Here is a 17,378-nt window from a genome sequence, read left to right as displayed (position 1 = left end):
CCCCACGCCATTCCTCTATTCAGATAACTCGTTGAAGCACGGTGACGAAGGCGCAAGGCCGGGAGGGGTTATCTAAGCCGACATCCCGCAGCCGCGAAGCGGCGAGGACGTCGGCGTGATAACCCCGCAGGCCTTGCGCCGGCGGGAAGGAACCTACTTCACGACCAAGATGTCGCAGTCGGTGTTGCGCAGCAGGAACGTCGAAATCGAGCCCAGTAGCGCATACTTGATCGAGGACAGGCCGCGGGCGCCGCAGAGCACCAGGTCGGGCTTGACCACGTCGAGCATCTCGTCTTTGAGCGTCTCGCGAATACGGCCGGCGCGAATCATGACCTCGACCTCGGGAATATCAGGATTGGCCTTGGCCTCTTCGAGCTGCTTGGCGATGGAGTTGTTAAATGCCTCCTCCAGACCGTTGACCAGATCGACCGGATAGGAACCGGCGCTCTCGAGCGCCGTGGAATCGATAACGTGGCCGATAATCAGCTTAGCGCCGTTGTTCGCGGCGACCTTGATGGCGCGTGCGAGCACAAAATCCTGCTGCTCAGTACCGTCGAGTGAAACAAATACCTTGGTGTAGCCCTCGTTCATGGTTTCCTCCTTGGTCTATCGCACGGGCGCGGGGCTCGTGCGTCGGGCGGGCGCGGATGCGTGGCCGCCGGACACTTTATCTTGTTGCAGTTATACCCAAGGATTTGGGTTTGACCGCTCGCAATTCTGTGAACGGGCGAGTTTTTTGGTAAGGGTAGGCGCAGACGCGCCCGAACGGTTGATAATGGGACATCGCCCGCACCGTCCGCAGAATAATATCGGCGGGTGTCTAACGAGGGGGGTTCCTTTGGATATCATCGAGCTTCTAAAATCTGCCTTCATGGGCCTGGTCGAGGGCATTACCGAATGGCTGCCCGTTTCGTCGACCGGTCACATGATCTTGGTGGACGAGTTCGTCAAGATGAACGTGAGCGAGACGTTCTGGAATATGTTCCTGGTCGTGATCCAGCTTGGCGCCATTTTGGCCGTCTGCGTCCTGTTCTTCTACGACCTTAACCCGTTTTCTCCCAGCAAGGGCAAGGAGGGCCGTCGTGACACCTGGGTGCTGTGGGGCAAGATTGTGCTCGGCTGCATTCCCGCCGCGGCAATCGGTCTGCCGCTCAACGACTGGATGGAGGAGCATTTCTACAATGCTCCCGTCGTGGCACTGGCGCTCATCGTATACGGCGTGCTGTTTATCGTGATCGAGAACTGGCGCGCGAACAAGCGCGAGCAGGCTGCTCTTGCCGGTTCGTTTGGTTCTCGTGCCGTGACGTCGGGTGGGCGTCCAGCTGGCGCACACTTTGCCGCACCCGCTGCGACTGCCGCTGCAGACGACGATGACGATAACCTGGACTTTGGTTCCATCGCTACGCTCGAGGACCTGAGCTGGAAGACCGCACTGGGCATCGGTTGCTTCCAGGTGCTCTCGCTGGTGCCGGGTACGTCGCGCTCTGGCTCCACCATCATCGGTGGCCTGCTTTTGGGCTGCACGCGTTCGGTGGCGTCCAAGTTTACGTTCTTCCTGGCCATCCCTGTCATGTTTGGCGCGAGTGCGCTCAAGCTGGTCAAGTACTTTATTAAGGGCGGTACGTTCGGTGCCAACGAGGTCGCTATCTTGGGCGTGGGCTGCGTTGTGGCCTTTGTGGTTTCGCTCATCGCCATCAAGTGGCTCATGGGCTTCGTTCGCCGTCACGACTTTAAGTGCTTCGGTGTTTACCGCATCATCCTGGGCATCGTAGTGCTCGCATACTTCTTCGTTCTGGAGCCGATGTTCGGCCTCTAACTTAGTCGACGCTGCGCGGCGGCCAGAGCGACAACTTGTCATTCAAAGAGGGTGGCATGACCAAAAGGTCTATGCCGCTCTCTTTTCATGTCAATTTGTTCGCTCTGGCCGCCGCTCGCTACCGTTGCCGTGACATCGGTGGCTCCGTGATTGGTCCAATGGGGTCAGGTTTGGCGGCGGCGCACGGAGTCGTGGTGTGATTTGCGTCGGTGTCCGCGCGGCTCGGTATACTGGTACGGCTCAAACTATGGCGCTGCCCGCAGGCGCGCCGTCCGTCAGATGAGGAGTCGCCCATGACCCAGCCCTTGCCCTGGGAAAAGAACACCGCGGTACCCGTGCCGCCCGCGCCGGAACCCGTGCCACTCGATGCATACACCGCCCCCGCTGCGCCGGAGCCCGAGCTCGTTCCGCTCGACATCTACGACGCCCCCGCGCCGGCTCCTGCGCCCGCAAAGCCGCTTGTCGACATCGACAGCCTTAATCCCGCCCAGCGCGAGGCGGTGCTCACCACCGAGGGTCCGTTGCTGGTGCTTGCCGGCGCCGGCTCGGGCAAGACCCGCGTCCTGACCTTCCGTATCGCACATATGCTCGGCGACCTGGGCGTTAAGCCTTGGCAGGTTCTTGCCATCACGTTTACCAACAAGGCCGCGGCCGAGATGCGCGAGCGTCTGGCAGCGCTCATCCCCAGTGGCACCCGCGGCATGTGGGTGTGCACCTTCCACGCCATGTGCGTGCGCATGCTGCGCGAGGACGCCGACCTGCTGGGCTACACCGGTCAGTTCACCATCTACGATGATGACGACTCAAAGCGCATGGTGCGCGACATTATGCAGGCGCTCGGCATTGAGCAAAAGCAGTTCCCCATCAACATGATCCGCAGCAAGATCAGCTCGGCCAAAAACGCCATGATCGGGCCCGAGGACATGCTCAAATCCGCCGACAGCCCCAATGACAAAAAGGCCGCGCAGGTCTACCTGGAGCTGGAGCGCCGCCTGCGCGCCGCCAATGCGATGGACTTCGACGACCTGCTCGTGCGCACGCTCGAGCTGCTGCGCACCCGCCCCGAGGTGCTCGACAAGTACCAGGAGCGCTTCCGCTACATTAGCGTCGACGAGTATCAGGACACCAACCACGTCCAGTACGAGATCGCCAACCTGCTGGCCGCCAAGTACCAAAACCTCATGGTCGTGGGCGATGACGACCAGTCCATTTACAGCTGGCGCGGCGCCGACATCACCAACATCCTGGACTTTGAGCAGGATTTTAAAAACTGCAAGACCGTCAAGCTGGAGCAAAACTACCGCTCCACGGGCCATATCCTGAGCGCCGCCAACGCCGTGGTGCGCCACAACTCGCAGCGCAAGGACAAGCGCCTGTTTACGGCCGAGGGCGATGGCGAGAAGATCCAAGCCTTCCAGGCGAGCGACGAGCGCGACGAGGGCCGCTGGATTGCCGGCGAGATCGAGAAGCTGCATGCCAAGGGTACGAGCTACGACGATATCGCCGTGTTCTACCGCACCAACGCTCAGTCGCGTATTCTCGAAGATATGTTCCTGCGTGCGGGCGTGCCCTACAAGATCGTGGGCGGCACGCGATTCTTCGACCGTGCCGAGATCCGCGATGTCATGGCCTACCTCAAGATGATCGTGAACCCGGCCGACGAGATGAGCGTCAAGCGCGTCATCAACACGCCGCGTCGCGGCATCGGCTCCACTTCGATCCAAAAGATTGAGCAGCTGGCGCGCGACAACCGTTGCTCGTTCTTCCAGGCCTGCGAGATTGCGACAGCCGAGACGGGCATGTTTAGCGCCAAGGTGCGCAATGGCCTGTCGAGCTTTGTGGCGCTGGTGCGCGAGGGCCGTTGCATGGACGGCGAGCTCAAGGACGTCGTCGAGATGATCGTCGATAAGACGGGCCTGCTGCAGGCGTTCCGCGCCGAGGGCACCATGGAATCCGAGAGCCGTGCCGAGAACATCCAGGAATTCCTGGGTGTCGCCGCCGAATTTGAGGAGACACACGAGGATATCGAGGGTACGCTCGAGAGCTTAGAAGAGCTGCGCGCTGCCGGCGTTGCCGACGTGCCTGCCGGCACCGAACCCGAGCCCGTTGTGGTGAGCGCGCCCGCGCCCGAGCCGGGACCCTCCGCCCCGGCATCTTCGTTTGAAGTGCCCATCGGCGCACGTGACGCCGCGGGCACCAATCCGCTCGATAGCCTGGCCGCTCCGGCACTCTCGCCGCAGGACGCCCTGGCCGCCGCCATCGCGGGCAACGCATATGCCGCGCCGACGGAGTTGCCGGCGGGTGCCGTGCATGCCGATGAGATTGAGCGCACCTACGGTCCGCTCACCTGTAAGGCGCTTCCCGCACTTATGGAGTGGCTGGCCCTGCGCTCCGACTTGGATTCCCTGGCCGGCGAGACGCATGCCATCACCATGATGACCATCCACTCCGCCAAGGGCCTGGAGTTCCCGGCGGTGTTCGTGGCCGGCATGGAGGAGGGCATCTTCCCGCATGTGCACGACTTTAGCGGCAGCGATGATCCGGGCAAGCTCGAGGAGGAGCGTCGCCTGGCCTACGTCGCCATCACGCGTGCCCGTAAGCGCCTGTTCTTGACCTATGCGGCCACGCGCCGTACGTACGGCTCAACTTCTGCCAACCCGCGCTCGCGCTTCCTCAACGAGATTCCGTTTGAGGATATCGAGTTCAGCGGTATCGGTTCTGCCGGTTTTGAGGGCACGGGCTGGGAGAAGCGCGGCGACCGTCGCGGCACCTTTGGCTCGGGCATGGGCTCGGATATGTACGGCGGCAAGGTGTTTGGCTCGCATACGCGCTCGACCGGCGGTTCCGCCTCGCGTGGCGGATCGAGCTTCGACGATTTCTTTGGCGGCAGCAGTTATGGGACCGAGCGTCATCGCGGGGTCTCGCCCGACGCCGGCCGTGTCGCCTCGACCTTTGGCTCGGGTGCATCGCGAGCCAAAAAGCCGTCGTCCAAGGTGTCGCCGACGGTGGAGCGCAAGGTCGATCGCGCGAGCGCGTCGCAGGACTTTGCCGCGGGCGATACCGTGAGCCACAAGACCTTTGGCACGGGTACCGTGATCTCGGTCGCCGGAGACATGATCGAGGTTCAATTCGAAAAGACCGGCCAGACCAAAAAGCTAATGAAGGGCTTTGCACCTATAGTGAAACTGACCTAGGCGGCTTTCCCAGGCACGGCACCTCGGCCTTCAATCGTCGGGCATGACCTCAAGGTCTATGCCCTCCTCTTTCAGGCCGATCTGCCGCACCTGGAAAACCCGTACATCCGGCTGGCGGGCACGCCGGGGGCTTTGGTCGCCTGCTCGGACAGTCCTGCTCGCACGGAGAGCACATTAAGTGCTCTCCGGCTCGTGCGGAACTCGCGATCGACGTTGTCCATGGCGCCTGTCCGGGGCCTTGGGTAGCGTTGCTTGCGAGCGTCGCTCTGCTTGTTCGCTTTTTGGCCTGGAGAGCCGGGTGGGCTGATATATAGATATGAGTAGGGGCTCTCCCGTACATGGACGGGGGAGCCCCTTGTTGCGTTTTTTTGGACTCTTTCTTATGACTTTAGGGATTGAGCGTTTTATACGATTCAGTATAATTTCAGATAGACGCTAAAATGTAAACAAAATGAAAACGGTGATTGTACATGCTGCTAAACTGCCTCCCAAAAAGACTCTTCTCTTTAGAGCTCGCCATCGACCCGGAGCCAGTTGAGATGCAGATTCCTCGCATGTATCTTGAGCGGTATTCGCTTCGCTTGGCACGGCTCGGCATGTCTGAGCAGGGCCGTTTTATTGTTGCGGAACCAAAAGAACCGCCCAGTGTCATCTCGGCGCGAAATCTCGTCAATGCAGTGTGCAAGATAGATGTTCGCCCGGTGGCAATTTGCTGGGATGCCATGGATTTAGGCTTTATGCGCGCGCTTTCCTCGGAGGGAATCGCATATATCCGAGATGAGCGAAATGCGTTTCTGCCATTTATCGGAGCTGTTATTTCCGATGAGGTGCTGGGTGCTTCTCCCGCTGCTCCGCTTTCGCCCCAATCTCAACGAATCGTTCTAAATCTCATCGCGGGACGATGGGTTGACTGCTCCGCCGGCGACCTAGCGCGTCTGTGTGGCAAAAGCGCGGCAAGCGTAAGCGGCTATCTTTCGGAAATCGCCGCTATTGCTCCTGGGCTAATTGTACGGGACGGCAAAAAGCGTATATTGTGCGACGCCGGGTTGTCGACCGAGACGTTGCTGAATGGGTTTGAGGACTATCTTCGCACGCCAGTTGTAGAGCGCATCCGGCTCAAGGGGACAGTCGACTGGGCAGAATTGCGGGCCGTTGATGCGTTATTCTCCGGCGTGTCTGCCCTTAGCTACATGTCTGATCTTGCTCATGAAGACTCTGCCCCAACCATTGCTCTCGAAAAGTATCAGCTAGAGGCCTTGAAAGGGCATATGGGCGACAGATGGCTGGAGGCTCAGTGGTACGAACTGGCGGCAGTTGTGATTGAGGTCTGGTCGTATCCCGTGGACGCGCCGTCCGATATTAGTTTTGATGCGACGGGTTTGCAGTGTGTCGACCCGTTTTCCTTATACGTTGCTTGCGCAAAAGCAGATTACAAAGAAGATCGTCTGCTCGACGCGGTTGAACAGCTCAGGAGGACGATATGTCAAAAGTGAGGGGAATAGAGCGATTTGCCGATGCCATGAGCGGCTGTAAAGGCGGTTACGTTCTTATTGGTGGAGGGGCCTGCAGCGTTCTATTTGACAATGAGGGCGATTCGTTTAGAGCTACTGAAGACTTGGATGTCGTCGTAATTGTTGATGGGGAAGGCGTTGAATTCGCCACTGCATTGTGGGCATTTATCAAAGCTGCCGGATATGAAACTGGAAAGGTCGGCGATGGAAAGTGCACTTACTATCGGTTCTGTTTGCCCGAAGGATCAAGGCAAGTCCTAGACTATCCCGGCCAAATTGAGCTATTTGCCCGACATCCTGATTTTGTGCTTGAAGATGAAACGAGCGAAGTGGCACCTCTTTCCTTTGACGGGGCCGTATCAAGTCTCTCGGCAATTATTCTCGACGATGGCTACTACGAATTTATTCGCGACAACGCAACGAACGTAGAGGGCATTACGTTGCTCGATGCGCTCCATATCATTCCCCTCAAGATGCGTGCACACATTGATATCAATAGGAGCTATGAAGAAGGGCGCCATTGCAACGATAAAGATCGACGAAAGCATCGCTCGGATATTGTTCGACTTGCGGGTTTGTTGCCGCCTTCGGCTCGCTTGGAGCTAATAGAGCAAATGAGGGCTGATGCCGGAGACTTCTTTGCGGACTTTTCTTCTTATGTAAATCGGCAGACTGATCGTAAAGAGAGAGCGCGTCTTCAGGACACATTATCGTTTCTCGAAAAGGTCTACCTATAGGCACCTTGATTCGTTATGTATGGCGAGGGGCTCCCCCGTTGATGGACGGGAGAGCCCCTTGTTGCTTTTTAATTGTCGTTGCTAGCCAGAGGCTCGCCGGGATGGGCGCGGGGTTTGGTCGATCGCGAGTTCCGCACGAGCCGGAGAGCACTTAATGTGCTCTCCGTGCGAGCAGGACTGTCCGAGCAGGCGATCAAACCCCGTGCCCATCCCAGCGAGCACTTGGGGACTGGTGGCTTACAGGTGCGAGATGATCAGTTCCATTTTGCCTTCGAGGTCAATGGACTTGACGGTGCTGGGGGCCAGCAGGTGGCTTCCCTTGTGGACGGGGTCGCCGCAGACGGTGCCTTCGCCGTTGATGACCGACAGGCACATGAAGGGCCAGCGCTGCTCCAAGGTCTTGCTGCCGTCGACGCGCACGCGATCGACGGTGTAGCAGGGGTTGGATTCGAGCTCGGTCACGCCGTCGACCTCGGGCGCGGTCACGGTGCCGTCGGTCGGAGCCTGAACATCAAAATCAATGCAGTCGAGGCTCTGCTCAATGTGCAGCGGGCGCAGCTTGCCGTCGGTGCCGAGGCGGTCGTAGTCGTACAGGCGATAGGTCACGTCGCTCGACTGCTGCGTCTCCAAAATGAGCGTGCCGGTCTTGATGGCGTGCACGGTACCGGAGTCAATCTGGAAAAAGTCGTCCTTGCGGATCGGCAGCATGTTGAGCATGTCGTCCCAGCGGCCGTCCTTGATCATCTGTGCGGCCTCGGCGCGATCCTTGGCGCGCTGCCCGACGATAATCGTGGCGCCGGGCTCGCAGTCCAGGACATACCAACACTCGGTTTTGCCCAGGCTGCCGTTCTCGTGCTCGGCGGCGTACTCGTCGTTGGGATGAATCTGGATCGAAAGATCGTCCTTGGCGTCCAGGATTTTAATGAGCAGCGGGAACTCCTTGCCCTCGCAGTTGCCAAAGAGCTCACGGTGCTCGGCCCACAGCCACGACAGCGTGTGTCCGGCATACGGGCCCTCCGCAATCTGGCAGTCGCCGTTGGGGTGGGCCGAGATGGCCCAGCACTCACCGATGGGACCCTCGGGAATGTCGTAACCAAATACGGTTTCGAGCTGGCGGCCGCCCCAGATCTTCTCGTGGAAGATCGGCGTGAGTTTAATCAAATCGGACATGTGCATACTCCCATAAGGTTGTGCGGGTGCCGCGTAAGACAGCTCAAAACGAGCACCCACCGGATTACAAAACTAGGCCAGCGTTACGTTGTGTAGCTCAAAGCGGTCGCCTACGTTGTGCGAGATAGAATATTCAAACGCGGTGCCGCTATCCAAGAAGCCAATCTGTTTGAGTTCGAGCAGGGGAGAGCCGGGTTTGGTATCCAGGCGTTCAGCCTCTTCCTCAGTTGCCGCGACAGCGCGAATGGTGCGATGGAAGCTCGAAATCTTCAGCCCGCATTGCTCGCGGATAAAGCCGTAGACCGATCCGTACAGGTCCTTCTTTTTAAGGCCCGGGATCAGTTCTAGCGGCATATAGGTGTACTCGATGACGATGGGCTTCTCGTCGACTTGGCGCACGCGCACGATGTGATAGGCGAAGTCATCCTCGGCCATTCCCAGCTGGGTCGCAACCTCTGCCGGCGGATTGACGATCGAGAAATCGTAGACCACCGAGGTCACCTTTTCCCCGCGGTGCTCATACGAAAAGCCCTGGGCACGGTCGTTCTTGCCTTGAAAAAACACCTGGCCGGGAAGTCCCGCCATGTCCTTGACGTAGGTGCCCGATCCGCGCCGGCTGGTAATAAGGCCTTCCTCGGTGATCTGCTCAATCGCTCGTTTGACGGTGATTTTGGAAACGCCATAGAGCTCACAGAACTCAACGACGGTGGGCAACTTATCGCCCGGTTTAAGTGCGCCGTCCTCGATGCTTCGACGGATATCTGCAGCTATCGCCTTGTATTTTGGAATCATGGAACCCCCTTTCCAGCTTGATTGAGTATAAAAGAAAGTATAGCCAACACCTAAGTATCCCTATTGCGTTTTAGAAAAGTTCGAGAAAGAGAATATCTAAAAACGCTTTTCTTATTAAATAAAAGCGCCTTAAAACGAAATTCATTCGAATATTGTCGTATTGAGCAGATTGATCAGTCTGGGGACGGGGCCGAGTCGTGTTGCCGTCTAACGAGCTGAATCTCATGCTCTGCGTTTTCCCAGATAAAACCTGCCAAAACAAACCAGTCCCTTTTTGGTGGGTTTTTGCCTTGGGAGCGGTACCATACAGGCAATGTTTAAACGAGAAAGGTGGGCTCCCATGGAACCTAAGCAGTACTACATCGGCATTGACGTCGGCGGCACTTCGGTTAAGGAGGGCCTGTTCGACGAGGACGGCAACCTGCTTGCCAAGGCCAGCGTGCCCACGCCTCCCATCGTTGACGCTGCGGGCTTTGCCGCGGTGACCGAGGCCATCGACCAAGTGGTCGCCAAGGCACAGATTCCGCGCGCCTTTGTGGCGGGCATTGGCTTGGCCGTTCCGTGCCCCATCCCGGCTTCGGGCGATGCCAAGGTCAAGGCCAACATTGCCATTAACCTGCCCGAGCTTAAGATCGCCATTCAGGAGCACTGCCCCGACGCGGTCGTTAAGTACGAAAACGATGCCAACGCCGCTGCTATGGGCGAGGCTTGGCTCGGCTCTGCCAAGGGCGTGCAGAACGTGGTGATGGTCACCATCGGTACCGGCGTGGGCGGTGGCGTTATCGTCAACGGCGATGTGGTATCGGGCGTCGTGGGCGCCGGCGGAGAGATCGGCCATATGTGCCTGAATCCCGACGAGGAGCGCACCTGTGGCTGTGGCGGCCATGGTCACCTGGAGCAGTATTCCAGCGCCACCGGTGTGGTGAACAACTACCTGGCCGAGTGCGAGAAGGCGGGCGTCGAGCCCATCGAGCTCACCGGCCCCTCCGATTCCAAGGACGTGTTCCAAGCTTGCCGCGAGGGCGACAAGTTTGCGCTGGCCGCGGCCGATACCATGGCCGATTATCTCGGTCACGCTCTGGCGCTTATCGCCAACGTGGTCGACCCCGAGATGTTCCTGATCGGCGGTGGCGCCTCCGCCTCGGCCGATGTCTACCTCGACAAGGTTCGCGAGCACTTTAAGCAGTACGCGCTTTCCGCCTCGCGTGAGACGCCCATTAAGGTCGCCTCGCTCGGCAACGACGCCGGCATCATCGGCGCCGCCTACGTAGCCCTGCGCGCCGCCGGCAAATAGCTGGCGCAAGAGGGGCAGGTTAGTTTGCACCACATGGTGCAGAGGGGACAGACTTTGCCTCAGCTCCTGCCCCAATTTGTGCTGCGGCCCTTCCATCTCATAGGGTTCGGCGTCAGCGTGCTACCATAGCTACGTCCAAGTACACATATCAAGTGGAGGATTTCCATGGCAAACGTTCTTGTCTTTGGTCACCAGAATCCCGATAACGACGCCATCATGAGCGCCGTCGTCCTGTCCCAGCTGCTCAACCAGGTTGAGTATGCCGGCAACACCTACGAGGCCTGCGCACTGGGCCAGCTTCCGGCCGAGTCCGCCAAGCTGCTCGCCGACGCCGGCATTGCCGAGCCCCGCGTGATCGATTCCGTCGAGGCCGGCCAGCTCGTCGTCCTCACCGACCACAACGAGTCTGCCCAGTCCGTCGCCGGCCTTAAGGACGCCACGGTCTTTGGCGTCGTCGACCATCACCGCATCGGCGACTTCGAGACCGCCGGCCCGCTGCACTACATCTGCCTGCCCTGGGGCTCCAGCTGTACCATCGTCACCAAGCTCGCCGGCGTGCTCGGCGTCGAGCTTTCCGACGTTCAGGCCAAGCTGCTGCTCTCGGCCATGATGACCGATACGCTCATGCTCAAGAGCCCCACCACCACCGATGTCGACCGCGCCGTCGCCGCCAAGCTCGGCGAGCAGGTGGGCGTCGACCCGGTCAAGTTCGGCATGGAGGTCTTCCTCACCCGTCCGTCCGGCTCCTTCACCGCAGCCGAGATGGTCGGCAACGACATCAAGATGTTCGAGCCCGCCGGCAAGAAGCTGCTCATCGGCCAGTACGAGACCGTCGACAAGAGCCGTGCGCTTGGCATGATTGACGAGATCCGCGAGGCCATGCGCGCCTACGCCGCCGAGAAGGGCGCCGACGGCATCGTCCTGTGCATCACCGACATCATGGAGGAGGGCTCGCAGGTTCTGCTCGAGGGCGAGACCGAGGCCGCTCAGAAGGGCCTGGGCATTGCCGACGAGCACGACGGCGTTTGGATGCCGGGCGTCCTTTCCCGCAAGAAGCAGGTCGCTGCCCCCATCATGGCCGCCTGCTAGGTTTTGCAACCTGCTCACGACCGGATCGCGGATGCTCCGCGCTCCGGTCGTTTTTTGTGCGCGGGACCACGTCGCCTATTGGACAGGGGCGCCCGTGCCGTTGAACAAATAATGTTCAACCTGTGGTTCCGCTTTTCGGCCGCGCTCGCGCGCTTGTCGCGCAGGGTAGGCTAGATGCAAGCGTAATACGTTGGAGCGCGGCGCCGCCATTTGGGCGGGCCGTGCTTTTTTAAGACGGGAGCCTTCCCGTGAAAGGAGCCGCCCATGGCAGCACCCGAGCAGCTGTTCAACACCCGTGAGCGCAAGCGTTTTGAGCGTCACGACATTTGGGAGCGCATTGCCGAGAACGGCACGATTTCCGCCGCCGTCATGGTGATCGCAGCCATCGCCGCGGTCATCTGCGCCAACACCGATGCCTACGAGGCTATTCATCACTTTTTGGAGACCCCGCTGTATGTGGGTCTTGGCAGCCTTACGGCTGGCCTTACCGTCGAGGTCTTTGTCAACGACTTTCTCATGGCGATCTTCTTTTTGCTGGTGGGCATCGAGCTTAAGTACGAGATGACGGTCGGCGAGCTCAAGAATCCGCGTCAGGCCATGCTTCCCATGCTGGCGGCCGTGGGCGGCGTCGTCGTTCCCGCCTGCATCTACCTGATCTTTAACCATGCCGGCGCGCACAACGGCTGGGCTATTCCCATGGCAACCGATATCGCCTTTGCGCTGGGCGTGCTATCGCTTTTGGGTAACCGCGTGCCCAACGGCGTGCGCGTGTTCTTCTCGACGCTCGCCATCGCCGACGATCTCATCTCCATCGCCGCTATCGCCATCTTCTACGGCCAGAGCCCCAGCACGTTTTGGCTGGGCGCCGCTGCGGTTGTAACCTGCGCGCTCGTGTGGCTCAACAAGACGCAGCACTACCGCCTCGCCCCGTATTCGGTGCTGGGTCTGCTGCTGTGGTTCTGCATGTTCAAGAGCGGCGTGCATGCTACGCTTGCTGGCGTCATCTTGGCCTTTACCATCCCGGCCAAGTGCGGCGTCAAGCTCGATAGCCTTACCGACTGGCTGGGCGAGTGCCTGCCGTTGCTCGACGACCGCTACGACGACGAGGCGCACATCCTGGGTCAGCACGACTTTACCGTCTCGACCACCAAAGTCGAGCGCGTCATGCACCGCGTGACCCCGCCGCTCATCCGCATGGAGCGTCTGATCTCCACGCCGGTCAACTTTGTGATCCTGCCGATCTTTGCGTTCGTAAACGCGCAGGTTCGCCTAGTGGGCGTGGACATGAGCACGCTGCTCACCGACCCGGTGACGCTCGGCGTATATTTTGGCATGCTGCTGGGCAAACCGATCGGCATCTTTGGCATGACGTTTGCCCTGGTTAAGCTCAAGATTTCCGAGCTGCCGCACAATGTCAACTGGCATATGATCGCCGGTGTGGGCATTTTGGGCGGTATCGGCTTTACCATGTCGATCCTCATCAGCGGCCTCGCCTTCCCGACGGCCCAGTTTGAGGTCCTGGCCGCAAAGGCCGCCATTCTTGCCGGTTCGGTCACCGCGGCCGTGCTGGGCATGATCTACATGAGCGTGGTCTGCAAACACCCTGCGCCCAAGGACGAGTAAGAGCACATACAAGTTTGAAAACGCCGCCTGTGAATACCATCACAGGCGGCGTTTTAGTCACTGGGTAGTCGTTGGGGACAGACTTAAATGACTACCCAAGTGCCGGCAGGTTGGGACTACTCATTTAAGTCTGTCCCCAATGAGTGGTTCTATTCCACGGTGCCGTAGACGGCGCCCCAGCCGTGGGCGGCTAAGGCGGAGTTCAGCTGGTCGCAAAGTGACTGGCGGTCGTAATAGCCGGGCGGCAAAAGGTTCACGATCTCCATAAGGTCGGGCGCCAGGTCCAAGATTTCGGCCTGCACGATTAGGTCCAGGCGGTCGATGGCGTGGCGGTCGTAAAACAGCCCGTCGATCAGGCGCTGCAGGTCGCCGAATTCCTCAGCCCTAAACGAACCGTATTCCATAATGCCTCCTTGGGCGCCCCACGCCGGCATGCGCGGCGATGTCGTAATTCATTGCGATGAACTTAATCTATCACGGCTTCATACCGTTGCGGCGGTGGCGGTCTATACTTAGACGAACTGCAACGTCCCGCTTCGCGAAAGGTCGCACCCATGCAGACGATCTACCAGAAGATGGAAACCACCGAACTCGATGCCGCCATCGAGGCGCTCAAAGCCGAGGTCGCCGAGGTCAAGGCCAAGGGCCTGGCGCTCGACATGGCCCGCGGCAAGCCGTCGCCCTCCCAGGTGGACATCTCGCGCCCCATGCTCGATATCCTCAATGCCGAGGCCGATCTGCACGACGGCAACGTCGACTGCTCCAACTACGGCTGCTTCGAGGGCATTCCCTCGGCACGCAAGTTGGCAGGGGAGTTCCTGGGCTGCCCCGCCGAGCAGACGCTCGTGCTGGGTTCGTCGAGCCTTTTGATCGAGCACGACATCGCCGGCATGTTCTGGCGCTGTGGTTCGTGCGGCAGCGAGCCCTGGGATGCCTACGAGGCCGCGCACGACGGCAAGAAGGTCAAGTTCCTGTGCCCCGTTCCCGGCTACGATCGCCACTTTGGCATCACCGCCGACTTGGGCATCGAGAACGTCCCCGTTGCGATGACCGACAACGGCCCCGACATGGACGAGATCGAGCGCCTCGTTGCCGCCGACGATTCCATCAAGGGTATCTGGTGCGTGCCCAAGTATTCCAACCCCACGGGCATCACCTTTAGCGAGGACACCGTGCGCCGCCTGGTCGAGATGCCCACGGCCGCGCCCGATTTCCGCATCTTCTGGGACAACGCCTACTGCGTGCACGACCTGTACGACGAGACCGACGAGCTTGCCAATATCTTTGACCTCGCTCGCGCGGCGGGCACCGAGGACCGCGTGGTGGCCTTTGCCTCGACGTCCAAGATTACCTTCCCGGGCGCCGGCATCGGCTTTATCGGCGCGAGCCCTGCGGTCATCGCGGAGTTCTCCAAGCGCCTCAAGGCCGGCTTGATCAGCGCCGACAAGCTCAACCAGCTGCGTCACGTGCGTTTCCTTCCCACCATTGAGGCGGTCAAGGAGCATATGAAAAAGCATGCCGAGTTTTTGCGCCCGCGCTTTGAGGCCGTTGAGCGCAAGCTCACCGAGGGTCTGGGCAACACGGGTTGCGCCACCTGGACGCATCCCCGCGGCGGCTACTTTGTGAGCTTCGATGGTCCTGAGGGCTCGGCCCAAAAGGTCGCCGCGCTTTGTGCCGATCTGGGCGTCAAGCTCACGCCGGCTGGTGCCACCTGGCCCTATGGCAAGGACCCGCGCGACACCAACATCCGCATCGCGCCGAGCTATCCCACGGTCGAGGACCTGGAGGCCGCGCTCGACGTACTGGTGCTGGCCGTCAAGCTCGTCGCTGCCGAGATCGCGCGTGCCGAGCGCGCCTAGCGCGCAGAGCTCTGCAAGTCCGCGCCGCGTACTTTTCCGCACTTTCGATACGCAAAGGAGCGTATACATGGATTTGGGTATTTCCACCAACCCCACGCCGGAGCTCTACACCATTAAGGTGACCGGCGAAATCGATATCTCTAACGCCGACAGTTTGCGTAACGCCATCGACTTGGCGCTTGAGCAGCCCACCGAGGCCGTTGAGCTCGACTTTGCCCAGGTGAGCTATATCGACTCGACGGGCATTGGCGTGCTTGTGGGCGCCGCGCACCACGCAGCCGATCATGGCAAGCGTTTTAGCTGCGCCAACGTGCAACCCCCGGTGATGCGCGTGGTTCAGCTGCTGGGTGTCGACCAGGAGATTTCGATCACGGCCGCATAAGCCCTGTCCCAAAAGGGGCGTGCCGTTTGGCATATGTTTGTGATGCGCTCGAACGTTTTGGCGTCCGGGCGCTATACTTGACCGAATGAATAGACGAGTTCCGGCCGAATGGCGCGGTGCGGGCTCGACTCACATCGAGCCTTGGAGGTATGTGTGTTTGGTATTGGAGAGGGTGAGCTGGCAATCATCGTGGTCTTCGGCTTTTTGCTGTTTGGCCCGGATAAGCTCCCGCAGATGGGCCGCACGATCGGCCGTGCCATCCGTCAGTTCCGCGAGACGCAGGAAAAGATGACGGCAGTTGTTCAGTCCGAGATTATCGATCCGGTAAGTGAGGCCGCTTCGGCGCCGGTCAAGCCCAAGAAGGCCGCTGTCGATGACGATTCCGATGCGGATGAGGATGCCACCGAGACGGCAGCGCCCGCCAAGAAGGAGACCTTTGCCGAGCGTCGCGCCCGCCTTGCCGCCGAGAAGGCCGCGAGTGAGGGTGCTGCTGAGGGCGAGGCTGCTGCCGAGGAGACGGAGGCCGAGGGCGCTGGGCCCGCCGCTGCCGATGCTGCCACTGCCGCCGTCGAGCCCGAGCCTGCCGCAGAGCCCGAGCCCGAGCCGGCAGAGCCCACGACGGCCGACCTCTACGCCCGTCGTCCCCGCAAGCGCAAGGCCGTCGTCGACCAGCTCGCTCGTGAGCTTGAGGTCGAGGACGAAGCCGCTGCCGCCGACGCCCCGAAGGGAGGCGATGAGTAATGCCTATCGGACCTGCGCGCATGCCGCTCTTCGATCACCTGGGAGAGCTCCGTCGCCGCCTGACCATCGTGGTCGTATCGGTGTTTGCCGCCGCCATCGTGCTGTATTTCGCCACGCCCGTGGTGCTCGATATCCTGGAAGACCCCATCCGCTCGTTTGTGCCGGACGGTAAGTTCTACATCACCACCACGCTCGGCGGCTTTGGCCTGCGCTTCTCGCTGGCCATCAAGATGGCCGTTGTCATGTGCACGCCCATGATCATCTGGCAGATCTTGGCGTTCTTCCTGCCGGCGCTTCGCCCCAACGAGCGCAAGTGGGTCGTGCCCACGGTGCTCGCTTCGACGGTGCTGTTCTTCCTGGGTGCCATCTTCTGCTACTTCATCATCATTCCTGCGGGCTTTGAGTGGCTCATCGGCGAGACCTCTGCCGTCGCAACTGCGCTGCCCGATCTGGAGAACTACGTCAACATGGAGCTGCTCTTTATGATCGGCTTTGGTGTGGCGTTTGAGCTGCCGCTCATCATTTTCTACCTGTCCGTTTTCCACATCGTGTCCTACGCGGCTTTCCGCGGCGCCTGGCGCTACGTGTACGTGGGCCTGCTCGTGGGCTCGGCTGTGATCACGCCCGACGGCTCGCCCGTCACGCTGGGCCTTATGTACGGTGCCCTGCTTTCGCTCTACGAGATTTCGCTCGCCATCGCTCGCGTGGTCATTACTGCGCGCGAGGGCAAGGAGGGCCTGTTCGTGAGCCGTCTGGACCTGTTCTCGGACGACGAGGACGACGAGGAGTAAATCGGTATGCACGAGGTTGGCATTGTCAACGGCATACTCGATACAGTGATTCGCGCGGCGCGTGGGGCGGGGGCCTCGCGCGCCGTTTTGGTAACGCTGCGTATCGGGGATATGACCGAGGTGGTGCGCGAGGCGCTCGACTTTGCGTGGGAGACGTTTCGCGACGAGGACCCGCTCACGCGAGGCTGCGAGCTTTCCGTGGAGGAAGTCCATCCACAAAGCGAGTGCCTGGACTGCGGCGACGTCTTCGACCACGATCGCTTCCACTGTCGCTGTCCCCAGTGTGGTGGTGCCAACGTGCGCCTACTGCACGGCCGCGAACTCGACATCGCAAGTATCGAAATCGAAACCCCCGACGATTAGCCGTCACCAAATGGCA

At 60.3% G+C, this 17,378-nt stretch carries 16 protein-coding genes; 12 read left to right on the top strand and 4 right to left on the bottom strand.

The window, feature by feature from the left end:
• Window positions 1-153: 153 nt before the first annotated feature.
• On the bottom strand, window positions 154-591 hold the full coding sequence (locus DW123_RS01485; protein WP_055251269.1) for a universal stress protein: 438 nt from the start codon (window positions 589-591) through the stop codon (window positions 154-156).
• Window positions 592-838: 247 nt separating this feature from the next.
• Here DW123_RS01485 and DW123_RS01480 point away from each other — a divergent pair, with 247 nt between their 5' ends.
• From DW123_RS01480 to DW123_RS01465, 4 genes are all read left to right on the top strand, one after another.
• The gene (locus tag DW123_RS01480; RefSeq protein WP_118273014.1) at window positions 839-1,816 is read left to right on the top strand and encodes an undecaprenyl-diphosphate phosphatase; all 978 of its coding nucleotides are present in this window, start codon (window positions 839-841) and stop codon (window positions 1,814-1,816) included.
• Between the two features lie 293 nt (window positions 1,817-2,109).
• The gene (locus DW123_RS01475; protein WP_118273013.1) at window positions 2,110-5,010 is read left to right on the top strand and encodes an ATP-dependent helicase; all 2,901 of its coding nucleotides are present in this window, start codon (window positions 2,110-2,112) and stop codon (window positions 5,008-5,010) included.
• Between the two features lie 470 nt (window positions 5,011-5,480).
• On the top strand, window positions 5,481-6,503 hold the full coding sequence (locus DW123_RS01470) for a hypothetical protein (protein ID WP_118273012.1): 1,023 nt from the start codon (window positions 5,481-5,483) through the stop codon (window positions 6,501-6,503).
• Window positions 6,491-7,258, top strand: coding sequence for a hypothetical protein (locus DW123_RS01465; protein ID WP_118273011.1), 768 nt, complete (start codon window positions 6,491-6,493; stop codon window positions 7,256-7,258). The genes DW123_RS01470 and DW123_RS01465 overlap by 13 nt, the downstream gene beginning before the upstream one ends.
• Before the next feature lie 237 nt (window positions 7,259-7,495).
• Here the strand turns inward: DW123_RS01465 and DW123_RS01460 are convergent, their stop codons facing one another.
• Together DW123_RS01460 and DW123_RS01455 are read right to left on the bottom strand one after the other, a co-directional pair.
• On the bottom strand, window positions 7,496-8,428 hold the full coding sequence (locus DW123_RS01460; protein ID WP_369831504.1) for a type I phosphomannose isomerase catalytic subunit: 933 nt from the start codon (window positions 8,426-8,428) through the stop codon (window positions 7,496-7,498).
• Between the two features lie 72 nt (window positions 8,429-8,500).
• Window positions 8,501-9,220, bottom strand: a complete 720-nt coding sequence (locus DW123_RS01455) for a GntR family transcriptional regulator (protein ID WP_118273009.1) — start codon at window positions 9,218-9,220, stop codon at window positions 8,501-8,503.
• 340 nt (window positions 9,221-9,560) lie between these two features.
• Here DW123_RS01455 and DW123_RS01450 point away from each other — a divergent pair, with 340 nt between their 5' ends.
• The 3 genes from DW123_RS01450 to nhaA all read left to right on the top strand — a co-directional run bounded on the left by DW123_RS01450 (window position 9,561) and on the right by nhaA (window position 13,226).
• Entirely contained in the window at window positions 9,561-10,514 is a 954-nt protein-coding gene (locus tag DW123_RS01450; protein ID WP_233540102.1) for an ROK family protein, read from the top strand.
• A gap of 165 nt (window positions 10,515-10,679) precedes the next feature.
• On the top strand, window positions 10,680-11,603 hold the full coding sequence (locus DW123_RS01445) for a manganese-dependent inorganic pyrophosphatase (RefSeq protein WP_055251253.1): 924 nt from the start codon (window positions 10,680-10,682) through the stop codon (window positions 11,601-11,603).
• A gap of 264 nt (window positions 11,604-11,867) precedes the next feature.
• Window positions 11,868-13,226, top strand: coding sequence for a Na+/H+ antiporter NhaA (gene nhaA, locus DW123_RS01440; protein WP_118273007.1), 1,359 nt, complete (start codon window positions 11,868-11,870; stop codon window positions 13,224-13,226).
• Between the two features lie 149 nt (window positions 13,227-13,375).
• Here nhaA and DW123_RS01435 read toward each other — a convergent pair whose 3' ends face one another.
• Window positions 13,376-13,630 (bottom strand): hypothetical protein, encoded by a 255-nt coding sequence (locus tag DW123_RS01435; RefSeq protein ID WP_055251249.1) that lies wholly within the window; start codon window positions 13,628-13,630, stop codon window positions 13,376-13,378.
• Window positions 13,631-13,780: 150 nt separating this feature from the next.
• Here DW123_RS01435 and DW123_RS01430 point away from each other — a divergent pair, with 150 nt between their 5' ends.
• The 5 genes from DW123_RS01430 to hypA all read left to right on the top strand — a co-directional run bounded on the left by DW123_RS01430 (window position 13,781) and on the right by hypA (window position 17,362).
• Window positions 13,781-15,085: an aminotransferase class I/II-fold pyridoxal phosphate-dependent enzyme gene (locus tag DW123_RS01430; protein WP_117743285.1), complete on the top strand. Its 1,305-nt coding sequence runs from the start codon at window positions 13,781-13,783 to the stop codon at window positions 15,083-15,085.
• Between the two features lie 67 nt (window positions 15,086-15,152).
• Window positions 15,153-15,467, top strand: a complete 315-nt coding sequence (locus DW123_RS01425; RefSeq protein ID WP_117735514.1) for an STAS domain-containing protein — start codon at window positions 15,153-15,155, stop codon at window positions 15,465-15,467.
• Window positions 15,468-15,620: 153 nt separating this feature from the next.
• Window positions 15,621-16,208 (top strand): twin-arginine translocase TatA/TatE family subunit, encoded by a 588-nt coding sequence (locus DW123_RS01420; protein ID WP_158553147.1) that lies wholly within the window; start codon window positions 15,621-15,623, stop codon window positions 16,206-16,208.
• On the top strand, window positions 16,208-16,999 hold the full coding sequence (gene tatC / locus DW123_RS01415; protein ID WP_022093860.1) for a twin-arginine translocase subunit TatC: 792 nt from the start codon (window positions 16,208-16,210) through the stop codon (window positions 16,997-16,999). The genes DW123_RS01420 and tatC overlap by 1 nt, the downstream gene beginning before the upstream one ends.
• A 6-nt stretch (window positions 17,000-17,005) precedes the next feature.
• Window positions 17,006-17,362 (top strand): hydrogenase maturation nickel metallochaperone HypA, encoded by a 357-nt coding sequence (gene hypA / locus DW123_RS01410; RefSeq protein ID WP_117735512.1) that lies wholly within the window; start codon window positions 17,006-17,008, stop codon window positions 17,360-17,362.
• Window positions 17,363-17,378: the final 16 nt, after the last annotated feature.

This window comes from Collinsella sp. AM10-26 (assembly GCF_003472525.1).
Classification (GTDB): Bacteria; Actinomycetota; Coriobacteriia; order Coriobacteriales; family Coriobacteriaceae; genus Collinsella.
The sequence above is the reverse complement of the archived record's forward strand: the minus strand, read 5'-3'. Positions and strand labels throughout refer to the sequence as shown.